This is a genomic window from Sphingobium sp. LB126, from assembly GCF_002795205.1.
GTDB classification, from domain to species: domain Bacteria; phylum Pseudomonadota; class Alphaproteobacteria; order Sphingomonadales; family Sphingomonadaceae; genus Sphingobium; species Sphingobium chungbukense.
The window spans coordinates 76188-89197 of record NZ_NETV01000005.1; the positions used below are offsets into that span (position 1 = coordinate 76188).

A 13010-nucleotide genomic window follows, 5' to 3' on the forward strand; every position below is an offset into this window, starting at 1 on the left:
CCGCCATGTCGTGTCCTCCGCTAATAGGCGACGAGCACGCTGCCTCAAAGGCGAGCTCCGAATCTAAATTCTGGACTAGGAGCATTTTCGTTGAATTATACGCTCCGTAACTGTGATGCTGATGCCACCTCCCGAAGCGACAGAATGCAAGCTGATTGGCGCTCGAATATAAAAGCTGATTGATACGAGAGATACGACGGAGCGGGTGAGCAGTCTGAATGCTCATACGAACGGTTGTTATACCAAGGCGCATTGATCAGAACCCATGGGCCCATTTTCGCAGTCCAATGGACATGATGCGCCAAGGCTGATCGGCCAGCTTGTTCCAGGCGTGGCAACAGTGATCGACGATATCGTCATAAGATTTGAAGATGCGGTTCGACAGCCAGTTGTCGCGCATGAACTGCCACAGGTTTTCGACAGGATTGAGCTCGGGACATCTGGGGGGTAGCGGCATCAAAGTGATGTTGGGCGGAATGACCAGTTCGGCCGAGCCGTGCCATCCGGCTTGATCAAGTAGCAGCACCGCGTGGGCGCCCGGGGCGACGTGGAAGGCGATCTCCTCGAGGTGCATGCTCATCGCTTCGCTGTTGCACTTGGGCATGACGATACCGGCGGCCTTGCCTTGGGCTGGACAGATCGCCCCAAAAATCCATGCCGAAGACCGGCGCTGATCCTTGGGCGCTGAAGGACGGGTGCCCCGCCTGGCCCAGCGACGGGTGAGCTTGGTCTGCTGCCCGACCCGTGCTTCGTCTGCCCACCATAGTTCTACCGGCGTTCCCTTTGGGAGCGATCGGGTGATTTGAGCCAAACGGGCTGCGAAGCTATTTAAAAATCGGCAACATCATCGTATCGCTCCGGTGAGGGCCGCCTTGTGGCGATCGTCTGATATTTTGACATAGCACCGGTGCAAGCGCCGGTGTTTGCACCGATACAAGGGACGGTGCGATGAGCCAGATCACAGTAATCTCGGGGCCTGAGCGGCGGCGGGTATGGACCGACGAACAGAAGCGGCAGTTGGTAGCGGCGATTGCGGCTCCTGGGGCGAACGTGGCGGAGATTGCCCGCCGCGCGGATGTTCGGCCGAACCAGATCTATCGTTGGCGGCGACAGATGGGGCAGGCGGCGCAGGGCTTTGCCGAGGTGCAGGTGCAAGCTGATCCGGTGCCTGTGATCCGATCGGCGATCACCGTTGAGTTTGAGCGGGCGATCGTGCGCATTCCCGCTGGCGCATCGCCTGGGCTGGTGTCGGCAGTGCTGCGGTCGGTCAAGCCGTGATCCCAGTCCCCTCCGGCGTTCGGATATGGATCGCGACGGGGCACACGGACATGCGGCGTGGCATGCGCAGCCTGGCCCTTCAAGTGCAGCAGAGTTTCGGACGCGATCCCTTCGTCGGCGACCTCTATATTTTCCGGGGGCGTCGCGGCGACCTCTGCAAGATCATCTGGCACGATGGCGTAGGCATGTCGCTTTATGCCAAGCGTCTCGAGCGCGGGAAGTATATCTGGCCCTCCGCGGTGGACGGCGTGATTGCCATTTCTCCCTCGCAGATGGCTTGCATGTTGGAGGCGATCGACTGGCGTAATCCGCAGGCCACATGGCGCCCGACATTGGCCGGATAAAGGTGGGCGACAACCTAAAAAGCTAGGGATTCCGGCGCTTTTCTGCTATACGGTCGGGCATGGGGGACGACGCGCAAGCACAGATCGACAGCCTTCGCGAGCGGCTTGCCGCTGCTGAGGCTGTTGCCGCTGAAGTCGCCCGCATCAAAGCGATCAACGCCGACCTGGAAGCCCGCAACGCCCTTCTCGAACTCCAGAACGAGAAGATGCGTCGCACCCTTTATGGCCAGCGATCGGAACGCACGCGCCACCTGCTTGACCAGATGGAGCTGGCCTTCGAGGAGTGCGAGGCGGCTGCCAGCGAAGATGAGCTTTTGGCTGCCCTGGCAGCGGCGAAGACCAACGTCGCGCCCTTCGAACGCAAGCGGCCCGCCCGCAAGCCCTTGCCCGAGCATCTGCCGCGCGAACGCGTCGTCATCGCGGTGCCCGAGGCATGCCCCTGCTGCGGCTCGGATCGGCTGTGCAAGCTGGGCGAGGATATCACCGAGACGCTCGAGGTCGTGCCGCGCCAGTGGAAGGTGATCCAGACCGTGCGGGAGAAGTTTTCCTGCCGAGCCTGCGAGAAGATCACGCAGCCGCCAGGGGACTGTCAGGAATTTCGTGTGCGGCGAGGCGGTTGACCATCAGGCCGTCATGGCCCTGATGAAACGTTCGCCGAAGAGCACGGCAAATTGCGCCTTCGCCATGTTCCACTCACGCGGCGGCATTTTCCACTCTTTTTCCGATCGGTTCAAGATCAGATAGAGGAGCTTGGTGGCGGCCTCATCATTGGGGAAATGCCCCCGGGCACGAACAGCGCGGCGGAGCTTGGAATTGAGGGCCTCTATCGAATTTGTCGTATAGACGATCCGTCTGACCTCGTCGGGAAAGGCGAAAAATGGGATGACCTCGGGCCATGCCCGGCGCCAGCTCTGGCCGATGGCGGGATAACGCTGTCCCCAGAAGCTGGCTTCGAACGCTGTCAGGGCTTCTTCGGCGGCCGCAGCATCAACGGCCCGATAGATGGCCTTCAAGGCCGTTCCGAGCGCCTTGCGATCTTTCCACGCCACGAAATCCATCGAGTTGCGCAGCAGATGGACAATACAGGTTTGGACCATCGCTTCGGGGAAGACGGCGGTGATGGCGTCTGGGAAGCCCTTCAGTCCATCGACGACGGCCAGCATGATATCCTCGACGCCGCGGTTGCGCAGTTCGTTCATGACGCGCAGCCAGAATTTGGCCCCTTCATTCTGTTCCAGCCATAACCCAAGGACGACCTTGGTGCCGTCGGCCATGACGCCCAGGGCAATATGGATCGCCTTGTTGCGGACCATCCCCTCGTCGCGGATCTTGACCCGGATCGCATCGAAGAAAACCATCGGATAAGCTGGGTCCAAGGGACGTTGCTGCCAGGCTGCGACTTCCTCCAGCACCGCGTCCGTGATCGTGCTGATCAGATCGGGCGAGGCGTCGATCCCATACAGGTCGCGCAGATGCCCGGTGATCTCCCGCGTGCTCATGCCGCGCGCATACATTGAGATGATCTTGTCATCGAAGCCGGGGAAGCGACGCTGGTACTTGGCGATCAGCTGCGGATCAAAACTACCCGCTCGATCGCGCGGCACCTCGATCTCGATCCGTCCCCCGTCGGTCGTCACCGTCTTGCGGCCATAGCCGTTCCGGCTGTTGTTCCCTTGCTCCTCCTGGCCAAGATGGTGATCCATCTCCGCGTTGAGTGCCCGTTCGGCGAATGCCTTCTTCAGGGTATCGAGCAGGCCGCCCTGGCCGAGCGCCGCCGCCGCGTCAGTGCCGGCCAGCAGCTGGTCGAGAATGTCGTTCGGTATCGAGGGTTCTTTCCGTCGTGACATATTGGGTCTCCTTGTTGCCCATTATGCCTCGCCGCACACGAAATTCCTGACAGTCCCGCCGCCAGCACCATTTCATGTCACGCCCCGCGGACTCTTTGGCCCCAGTTTCCTCGCCATGCTGCTGTTCGAGAAGTTCGGCGCGCATCAGCCCCTCAACCGCCAGCGTGATCGCTATGCCCGGGAAGGGGTGGACTTGAGCCTTTCCACCCTGGCCGACCAGGTTGGCGCCTGCACCGCCGCGCTGATGCCGCTCTACCTGCTGATCGAGGCGCATGTCCTTGCAGCCGAGCGACTACATGGCGACGACACGACAGTGCCGGTGCTGGCCAAGACCAAGACCGATACGGGCAGGATCTGGGCCTATGTCCGGGACGATCGACCATTCGGCGGGCCCGCGCCGCCGGCAGCGATCTTCCGTTATTCCCGTGACCGCCGGGGCGAACATCCTTTGGGCCATCTGCGCGACTGGAGAGGCATTCTCCAGGCCGATGCCTATGCCGGGTATAATGCGTTGTTCCACGCCGACAGACTGCCGGCGCCGCTGACCCGCGCCCTATGCTGGAGCCACGCACGCCGCTATTTTTTCGAGCTGGCTGATGTCGCCGCGCAGCTCAAGAAGCGCCGCAAAAAGGCCGTCATCTCTCCGCTGGCAGTCGAGGCGGTCCGTCGTATTGACGCGATCTTCGATATCGAGCGCGCCATCAACGGCAGACCGGCACAGGAGCGCCTCGCCCTTCGGCAGGAGCTCAGCGCACCGCTGGTCGCCGATCTGGAAGAATGGATGCGCGACAACCGGGCGAAGCTATCGAAGAACAGCGATGTGGCCGAGGCCATGGATTACATGCTCAAGGCATGGCCGGCCTTTACCGCCTTCCTCGATGACGGTCGTATCTGCCTCTCGAACAACGCGGCGGAACGGGCATTGAGAGGTATAGCCCTGGGCAGAAAATCGTGGCTCTTCGCTGGTTCAGACCGCGGGGGTCAGCGCACCGCCTTCATGCTGAGCCTCATCGGCACGGCGAAGCTCAACGACATCGATCCGCAGGCCTGGCTTGCCGACGTTCTCGCGCGGATCGCCGACATCCCCCAGAACCAGCTCCACGGCCTCCTCCCCTGGCACTGGAAAGCCAATCACCAAACGGCTCCGGTAGAGGAGTTGGCTGCCTAATGCAGCGGAACAAGGTCTACGCAGTGACAACCCTCGCGAAAGTCGCCCAAGAATGGGACGAAAGCGAGGACCTGCTCCACGAGCTCACTGAGCAGATGGACACCGAAGACGGAGTTATCTGGGTTTACGGCACCCAAGAGCATGCCGTGCTGGCCTTGTCCGAAGATGGTATAGAGTGCCTCCGCGACCTGCTCGGCGAGCATAGACGCGATCACCGGTAGTCTGCGGTCTTCACCGGATGCCTACGTCTTTTCCGGCGTCATTTTGAGCGGTTTGCCCTGGATCCTCCGGGTTTCAGGCAGAGTCATCCCATGCTTTCGCGGCGTTCGTGGAAGATCAGCCGGTTGAAGTTATAGGCCAGGTTGCAAAGGGTGAGCTTCGCTTCGGCACGGGCCAAACCGATGGTGCGGATGAACAGCCCGAACCGGTTCTTCTGATGCGCGAAGACATGTTCGACATGGGCCCGGATCGACGACTTTGCGGCGTTGGCCCTGGCGATCGCTCTCGGCATGGGCTTGCCCTTGGGTTTGCCGGTGAATTCGGGATGTGAGCATCCGATCAGACAACCACCTCTCGTTACGCTTCGAGCGATAGGCGCTATCAGCCCAGACCTCGGAGCTGGTGTTATCGGTGCTCACGACGTGGCGAAGGAAACGCCCATCCGCGGCCGATGCAGAAGTGACCACCATCTCCCGGATGAAGCCATAACGCCGGTCGATGCTGATATGCGATTTGTAGCCGAAGACTGGCAGGGCAATCATGGGCAACGGCGTGCCGTCCTCGCGATGACGCACCTTGCCGCCGATCTTGAGCGTCCAGCGCGCATCTGTGTCCTTCTGCGCGGCCTTGTTCGGCTCGTCTGGCCAAATCTCCTTCGCGCTCTTGCCCGACTTGATCGCCTCGCGTTCGCCCTCGGTATTGCGTTGCTTCGGCGCGGACACCAGCGAGGCATCGACAATCTGCCCGGACATCGGGATGTATCCCTTCTTCTGGAGTTGCCAGTCGAAGGCCTTCATCACCCGCTTAAGCGTTCCGGTCTCGGTTAGCCGGTTGCGGAAATGCCGGATCGTGTTCTCGTCCGGAGTGCGGTCTCCGAGCGACAGCCCAAGGAAGCGTAGCCAACTCAGGCGATCCCGGATCATGAATTCCATCCGTGCATCCGAGAGGTTGTGCTGCGCCTGCAGGATCAGCGCCTTGAACATCATCACCGGGTCGAATGGCGGCCGTCCGCCCTTGCCGCCGTCGCCGTAGCCCAGCCCCTCGACCAGCCAATCGCGGAAATACTCGAAGTCTACCGTCTGTTGCAAAATCTCGAGCGGATCTCCGTCCTTGCTCAGGGCATCGAGATGATCGCTCAAACTGAACAGGGACTTGGGATCCACAACGGTTCTCCATGATCGCTCCCGATCAATGAATCACCACCGCCGCCGAAACGCCACTGGTTTTTGCGGGTCTCCAGCTTGGAGGAAATCCGGCGGTCATATCAGCCGACATCCGTAACGCATGGCCGCCACCAATCAGGAACCGCAACACTGGCCGAGTACACTCTAATTTACGTATGTAGGAAATGTGCCAAAGCATTTTCGCCCGCAGAACTTAAATGCTTATAAGAAGACATGTACTCTTTAACAGAAAGATAAGGAGACGTTTCGCGCCCTTCAGCAAAGCCAAATTTTAAGTAATGACTGAGAGGCTCGACGCCCGCTTTTGCCACATCAGAATTAGTCGATAAGTAAAACTCGACATCAAAAAAAGGATTTGGATTCCTTCCTTCTTTCCAACCAGTAGACAAATAATGTACAAATGGATTCGTCCCAGAATATAATACATCCATATTATTAGTCAGGTAAAACTGGGTATCAAATAATGAGTTAGGCCACCGCCCTTCAGCAAATCCATGTTTAACATAGTGAGATATTGCACTTGTATTCGACTCGGCTACATCCGGGTGTGCCTGTGCATACCATAACTCGTCAAAAAGACCGGATTCGAGAATTATCTTCTCGTCTCTTTTATTTAGATCCTTTTTCCTTCCAAATTTTGAACGTAAGTGACGTATCAACGTCTTTTTTTGCTTATTCTCAAATTGGCTCAGATACGCAGCCCGTGCTGCACGAGCAGCCGTGTTAATGATGTTCCGAAGGTGATCATCATCTATACCGCTCATTCTTGTGAGCAGATGGTGCCTGGAATTAACTTGCTTCTTTAAAGAGTTAATGTTCTCTTCTGCACGCTGAAGAGCCCGCAATAAAGAATTCGCCCGACTACTCAGCTCTTCTATAAGGCGGTCACATCCCTCTTTAGAATTCGAAGATTTGTGAAATGTCATAACCCACTTTCAGCATTCACCGTTGAACTTATAAATATGTGGAAATAGCTTGCACTACTTGATTGATCTCACATTCGTTAAGATATTCACCTATGGGCAAGCTTACAGAGTGAGCAGCGAGTCTTTCAGATATGGGAAGATTTATCGACCCAAACTCTTCAAGATAACATTCCTGCCGTGACGGTATAATAGGATAATGAATTGCAGTATGAACCCCATGGCTTTTCATGTGATCGATAAATTGCTGACGATCGTCGGCCAAGACAACGAAGTTATGCCAAACGCAATCAATATCATCTTTAAGAAGGCGCGACAATTTAGTGGAGCTTCTAGATGATATAGCTTCAGAATAAGCGGCAGCGCATTTCTTCCGTTTCTCTATTATATTATCAATATTGTTGAGCTTGACGGATAGAAGAGAAGCTTGGATCGGGTCTAACCGGGAGTTCATTCCGATTTCAGAATGAACATATTTCTGAATAGACCCATAGTTACCTAGCAAACGCGCACGTTCTGCCACCACATCATCATTCGTCACAAGCCCGCCGGCGTCACCGAGCGCACCTAAGTTCTTGCTTGGATAAAAGCTGAAGCAGCCCACATGGCCATGGGCTCCGGCCCGCTTACCTCCACAGATGGCACCGTGAGCCTGCGCCGCGTCCTCGATGACAAACAATGAATGGCTTCTAGCGATTTCCATGATCCGCGCCATATCTGCGCAAGCACCATAGAGATGCACGGGGATAATCGCTTTAGTGTGAGGGGTTATAGCCCCCTCGATCAGCACAGTATCGATGTTTGCAGTGGAGCTGCTAACATCCACGGGGACAATTTTGGCTCCTACAGCGGAGACGGCCAACCAAGTGGCAACGAATGTCTGGCCGGGAACGATCACCTCGTCGCCGACACCGACACCCAAAGCTCGCAAGGCGATCACTAGCGCATCAAGCCCATTCCCAACAGAAACGCATTGTCTGACGCCACAATACCGCGCAAATTCTTGCTCAAATTTAGCAACAGAAGGGCCACCTATATAGTGACCAGATCTAAAGTTAGTACAGGTAGCATTTTCGAAATCTGACAGATATGGTTCGTTTAAACGACGCAAGTCGAGAAATTCTAGCTGTTTCACTTCAGCCCCCGTGCATATTCAAAAAACGTCTCATAATCCCTTATGTAGTCTTCCTCGTCATACAAATCGCTTGCCAGTACGGCGCATACCGCTCCAGAGGTAAATCCATCGACGATACGCCAAATATTTGGACGCACCATAAAAGGGCGATTGGGTTGCTCGATGCGGACTGTCCGCTTCTCAAATCCATCATCTAAGTGCAGGTCGTACGCACCGCTGAATGCAAAGAATAATTGCCTTAGCGCCCGATGTGCATGCCCTGCACGCTGTCCGCCAAAGGGAACGTCATAGAGGAAGTATAGGCGAGCGAAATCGAAATCGACCAAGCTTTGATCGTTCTGGATGAAAGACAGCTTACCGCGATGATCGGGAAACATAGGAAGATCTACGAAGCGACAATCATTTACGCTATTATGCATTCAGCACCTTCTGGATAGCAGAGATCCCACCAAAAATATTTCGTACACCCGACCGCTTTAAAAAACCCTCAGAGCGCTGCCCGGTGCTAACAATATAGCCTGGTATACCTGCGGCCAATGAGGCAGCAAAATCCGTCTCTGTATCACCAACATAGCAGTCAAGACCCAGACGGACAAAAGCTTGCGCTTTAGCTTCCGATGCGCGGGCGGGCTCCACAACGACCACATCGCTAAAATGCTGAAGCAGCGATAGCTCTTTAAGCTGCCAGTGAAGAATATGGGAGTTTTTGCGCGCAGATATTAGAAATATCTTATTATTTATCCGAATAGATTCAAGAACGGAACGAACGTTCGGTAGCAATTTGTCGTACCTTGCATAAGCCCTACTTTCGATATTACGACGCCAATAATCATTTATTTGACTGATCTCAGATTCATTAAATTTGTAGGTCGACAATGCAGATGGATTATTCAGCCCATTTCGCTTACGACGCCATACGGCCGACCAATTTATATTAGACCTAAGAGCGCCCACGCCGTCTCGCAGACAAGCGATCTGCTTATCTCTACATGAAACGATAGTGCCATCAAAATCGATGCCGACAATCATGACTCAACCACGGACGCATGTTCTTCAAAATAGCGCGTAACAAGCGTAGCAGGCATATTAAGCGCCTTTGTGCGAAGCGCTAAGAACCACGCTAGATCCCTCCGCCCGGAAACCAGAGAGAAATATGCGTCGTACAAATTGATCCCTGCAGCAACTGTCATCGCTGTCGCTCCACCGCTGCGCGGATTGATGTCCGTGACAAACCATCGACCATCTCTCTTCATTGCCTGAAAGCAAAAAAGACCATCAAGGCGAAACCCGTTAGCAATTTTTCCAGCAATTTCGGCTAACTCAGGGCTGTACCAAACACGCGCTTTAGTTGACACACCAGCTTTAACCTCCAAACGCTCGCGTGATACGGCTATATGACCATATTTCGTCGATAGGACATCAACAGTTACCTCGGGTTTCTCACAAACTTCCTGAAACACGAGATCAATTCCGCTATCCAACTGTGCCACCTGCTCCTTATGCTCAACCACTCTCGCACCCTGACTACCGACCCCATAACGTGGCTTCACGAACACCGGGTAGAATGGCGCCGCAAAGAACTCCCGCGAATTCAATGTACTCGGAGATTCAATACCATTCTCTAGGCAGCGACGCCCCATATTCAACTTATCTGTACACGCTAAGACCATCTCACTCGACAGGTTCGGAGCGCCAACAACGAGGCTTCCATTGAATTTGGCCTGAGATATGACCCTAATCTCTTCGTCATGAATGGGAAATATAAAGTCTATACTGTAAAGATCTACTGCCGCCCTTATCGCAGCGATATAATTATCGACATCAGTTGCAAGAGGAACGATGCAATGTTGCGCTATCTCAAACGCACCTAGCGGCAACATGGTGAAATCGTTTATATCAGCTGTAAAAATCTCGATGTAGCCGGATTGATGCAGCGACTTGATAAACCCGATGGCAGTAGAGGTTCCGGCCGATGTGACCAAGACGCGAAGCTTACCCATGACTAATATACCATCCTAGCGCCTTCGATGAATCGAAAGATTTGATCGAGTTGATTGTGGCCAATTTTCTCCTTCTTGATAGGAATTATGCATTGGTCCCCCACCAAAACATCGTCCCGATCCGAAGCCAATATCATGCGTCTTCGACTAGCAAGAGTACTGATGTTTTCATCCTTGCGCAGACCGTCAAACTCTTCTTTTGAGGCGATCACAAAGAAGTCGTCTCTAGAGCTACCGACTGGATCGATGCCGCGACCATCTCGGAACCATCCCGTCTCTACGAGAAACTGAAAAAGCTTGTGATCGAGTTTTGAATCAACTGGAACCAAAAAGGGAGAATTGCGCTTCGCACAAGCCGCAATTGACACATCAGACTTCGAAATCAGCAAGCTTTTCCGAATTGCTCCTAGAGAGCACAGAAGGCTGGATCTCAACCTAGTCACGCAGGAAGAGAGAGGATAGCGCTCTTGCACTTTTTCCAACCAAACCATCAAATTATAACGGAGCGGCGGAAAGTATTCCTCTACTTGTAAAACACTATCGTATATCGCCGTAATAAATTCCTCGAACATTATATAGTCTATATAAAGATCATCAAATATCTGGAACAGTTTGTCAGAAAACATTATTTTTTGATGCAATTCAAAGAATTCCAATTGACCTTGAAGCTGCATCACATGGGCCGAACTCAGATTATTCTGATGGACCCTATATGACACAGATACTGTGTCACTCAGAATGAACTCTCCTTCGAGCAGAAGATGCATCCACAATCGATGATCCTGAAGCCTTTCATTCTGCAGCCCCCAAAATTCTGATCGATAATTTCTTGCTCGAAATAACGAGCCGGGAGCACAAAGAACGTTTCCAGATAGCAATCTTGCAAATAGTTTATACTGAGTTAAAGAGTTTATAAGTTTGTGATCAAATATTTTGATCTTTATTTCTTCTCCATGTCCATTTATATACTCGACATTACTAAATGAAGCCACGGCGTTCGGCGAGGAATTCAGTGAATCAACCAAATCCAACAGATGATTGGGTTTCCAGACATCATCATGGCCGATTTGAGCAATAAACTCGCCAGTCGCAGCCTCGCATGACTTTCTTAGTGCATTGCACACGCCAAGATTTAGAAAATTGTCAAAAAATCTTACTTCGATTTCTAGCGCTACTTTGTTAATCCATTCTAGACAAATATCGCGGCTACTATCCACTGAGCCATCATTAACGATGATTAGTTCAATCGGACGATATGTTTGCGCTCGAATGCTTTCAAGCGTTTCGAGTAGATAGCTCTCTCCATTATAGACCGGGAGAATAACTGAGACCTTACCCTTCGTCATCATTAGCGCTCTCCGGCTACTAGGATTTCGAAACGCCGCACCCCACCCGAGGGCAACGATGTCATCCTTTTAGATCGAAACCGAAGATATGGACCATCAGGCAATGTCTTAACCGAGCGTAAGAATGGAACATTACAGATATGGCCGCTTTCATAACCAACATGGCTGTGCCCAGAAATATAAATTTCATCCGCGAGATCAGTGTTTGAGAGATATCCCAAAGGAATTTGACGAACGATGGATCTCAATGACGAATATACTTCAGAAACCTTCGTGATTGTGACACAGTTATTCTTAACGGTGCACCATTGCACATCAAAATACTGGTCCGCATATTCATATACGTTTTCATAATCCAGTCCAAATTGGCCAGATATTACGAATGGAACGTCAGTTCTATTGAAAATAGCTAACGTGTTGTCTTCATATCTATTCAAGAATTCTTCAGCGAGGGCGCGTCGTTCAATTAGATTGGTCGGCTTCTGATCAATTGAACTCGCTGTACTATCTTCATGAACACGCCACCCATAGGTTGTGTAGGGCAGATGTAACGACCGCGCACCATTCTTAACAATAGCCCCGAGATATTCGTACCAAAGAGCGATGTCAAAAGCTGTGGACGATTTCCTTAATAAACTTGAGGAGCGAATTATATCCCTTGTCAAATCAGACTTAAAAAATGTGATATGATGCGGATAAAAATAGTAAAGCGCGCTCAATATATCAAAAGAAGGCTTAATATATTCTTCTTTGATTAAGTGGTTAAATTTAGCTTCGTTTGTATATAAAATATCGTATTCGTTATAATTGGTGAGCTTTATAATACTTATGAGTTTCTCAGCCTCGATCTCGTCATCATGATCGAGAATTCCTACAAAAGTACCTCGCGCGTTCTTAAATCCGCTTATGTAGGATTCCCGTATTCCGCTATTTTCTGCATGGGAAATAAGCTGAAAATTAGGTAAGACTTGGCCCGCGCGGCGAGAAAACTCTTTAACCTCGTCGGAATTTGGGGAGTCATCCACTAAAATCCATTCGACATCGTGCTTTGCTCGAGAGATTCCTATCATAAGTCTCTCAAGAAAATACATTGGAGTTTTATAGCATGGCGTTACTAATGTAATCGGCACCGGAGGCTGCATAGGAGTTATTCTCAAAATTCAGTTTGCGGCGTGCCTATGGCAACGTACTGCTGAATGCAATGGAAACTCGGCAGTTTGACGCACCGGGAAGGTGGGGGCCGGTGTCGGATATACCGTTTCCAGCATGTATTTCTGCCACGGATGATTGGCCCTTTGGAGCGGAGCAAGCCTAGCATGATCGTCAGCGGCAACGGCTTGTGGCGAGCGTCGCGGGTATGATGTGGCAGATTTCTTGCACGGAGGGTGATCGTCGCTGATGAGTTCTGGTCCAGTGCCTCCCGTCGCTAGCGGATGCGCTCTCGGCAATAGCACACACAGGATTCGGTGATCATCAAGATCGTCGTTTCGCCGCCGATAAGTCGACATGCTGATGGCTCGGGGGTCACCGGCTGCACAAGAAGGGGCTCCGTCTATCTGTTGTCCG

11 protein-coding genes and 4 pseudogenes are annotated in these 13010 nt (G+C 52.8%); 5 read left to right on the forward strand and 10 right to left on the reverse strand.

Annotation, left to right across the window (positions count from 1 at the left end; translation table 11 throughout):
• Window positions 1-256 precede the first annotated feature (256 nt).
• A pseudogene (locus tag CAF53_RS25505) lies at window positions 257-826 on the reverse strand (IS630 family transposase); the annotation flags it as partial.
• A gap of 122 nt (window positions 827-948) precedes the next feature.
• Here CAF53_RS25505 and CAF53_RS25510 point away from each other — a divergent pair.
• The 3 genes and pseudogenes from CAF53_RS25510 to CAF53_RS25520 all read left to right on the forward strand — a co-directional run.
• Window positions 949-1278: a transposase gene (locus CAF53_RS25510; protein ID WP_100240003.1), complete on the forward strand. Its 330-nt coding sequence runs from the start codon at window positions 949-951 to the stop codon at window positions 1276-1278.
• Complete coding sequence (tnpB, locus tag CAF53_RS25515) at window positions 1275-1622, forward strand: IS66 family insertion sequence element accessory protein TnpB (RefSeq protein WP_100240004.1); 348 nt, start codon at window positions 1275-1277, stop codon at window positions 1620-1622. The genes CAF53_RS25510 and tnpB overlap by 4 nt, the downstream gene beginning before the upstream one ends.
• Before the next feature lie 59 nt (window positions 1623-1681).
• Window positions 1682-2203: pseudogene (locus tag CAF53_RS25520) on the forward strand (IS66 family transposase zinc-finger binding domain-containing protein); the annotation flags it as partial.
• Between the two features lie 42 nt (window positions 2204-2245).
• Here the strand turns inward: CAF53_RS25520 and CAF53_RS25525 are convergent.
• Entirely contained in the window at window positions 2246-3469 is a 1224-nt protein-coding gene (locus CAF53_RS25525) for an IS256 family transposase (RefSeq protein ID WP_100240006.1), read from the reverse strand.
• A gap of 58 nt (window positions 3470-3527) precedes the next feature.
• Here CAF53_RS25525 and CAF53_RS25530 point away from each other — a divergent pair.
• Both CAF53_RS25530 and CAF53_RS25535 read left to right on the forward strand, forming a co-directional pair.
• Window positions 3528-4637, forward strand: a pseudogene (locus CAF53_RS25530) (IS66 family transposase); the annotation flags it as partial.
• Window positions 4637-4858, forward strand: coding sequence for a hypothetical protein (locus CAF53_RS25535; RefSeq protein WP_100240007.1), 222 nt, complete (start codon window positions 4637-4639; stop codon window positions 4856-4858). The pseudogene CAF53_RS25530 and the gene CAF53_RS25535, both read left to right, overlap by 1 nt.
• Window positions 4859-4941: 83 nt before the next feature.
• On the opposite strand, the pseudogene CAF53_RS25540 reads toward CAF53_RS25535, so the two are convergent.
• The 8 genes and pseudogenes from CAF53_RS25540 to CAF53_RS25570 all read right to left on the reverse strand — a co-directional run bounded on the left by CAF53_RS25540 (window position 4942) and on the right by CAF53_RS25570 (window position 12586).
• Window positions 4942-6019, reverse strand: a pseudogene (locus CAF53_RS25540) (IS5 family transposase).
• Window positions 6020-6189: 170 nt separating this feature from the next.
• The gene (locus CAF53_RS27335) at window positions 6190-6966 is read right to left on the reverse strand and encodes a hypothetical protein (protein WP_157801382.1); all 777 of its coding nucleotides are present in this window, start codon (window positions 6964-6966) and stop codon (window positions 6190-6192) included.
• A gap of 28 nt (window positions 6967-6994) precedes the next feature.
• Complete coding sequence (locus CAF53_RS25545) at window positions 6995-8098, reverse strand: DegT/DnrJ/EryC1/StrS family aminotransferase (protein WP_157801383.1); 1104 nt, start codon at window positions 8096-8098, stop codon at window positions 6995-6997.
• Complete coding sequence (locus CAF53_RS25550) at window positions 8095-8517, reverse strand: FdtA/QdtA family cupin domain-containing protein (RefSeq protein ID WP_100240009.1); 423 nt, start codon at window positions 8515-8517, stop codon at window positions 8095-8097. Before CAF53_RS25550 ends, CAF53_RS25545 begins: the two co-directional genes overlap by 4 nt.
• Complete coding sequence (locus CAF53_RS25555; RefSeq protein WP_100240010.1) at window positions 8510-9127, reverse strand: HAD hydrolase-like protein; 618 nt, start codon at window positions 9125-9127, stop codon at window positions 8510-8512. The genes CAF53_RS25550 and CAF53_RS25555 overlap by 8 nt, the downstream gene beginning before the upstream one ends.
• A complete protein-coding gene (locus tag CAF53_RS25560) occupies window positions 9124-10098 on the reverse strand; it encodes an ATP-grasp domain-containing protein (protein ID WP_100240011.1) in 975 nt (324 codons plus the stop codon). The genes CAF53_RS25555 and CAF53_RS25560 overlap by 4 nt, the downstream gene beginning before the upstream one ends.
• A 2-nt stretch (window positions 10099-10100) precedes the next feature.
• The gene (locus CAF53_RS25565) at window positions 10101-11447 is read right to left on the reverse strand and encodes a glycosyltransferase (protein WP_100240012.1); all 1347 of its coding nucleotides are present in this window, start codon (window positions 11445-11447) and stop codon (window positions 10101-10103) included.
• Window positions 11447-12586: a glycosyltransferase gene (locus CAF53_RS25570; protein WP_100240013.1), complete on the reverse strand. Its 1140-nt coding sequence runs from the start codon at window positions 12584-12586 to the stop codon at window positions 11447-11449. The genes CAF53_RS25565 and CAF53_RS25570 overlap by 1 nt, the downstream gene beginning before the upstream one ends.
• Between the last annotated feature and the right edge of the window lie 424 nt (window positions 12587-13010).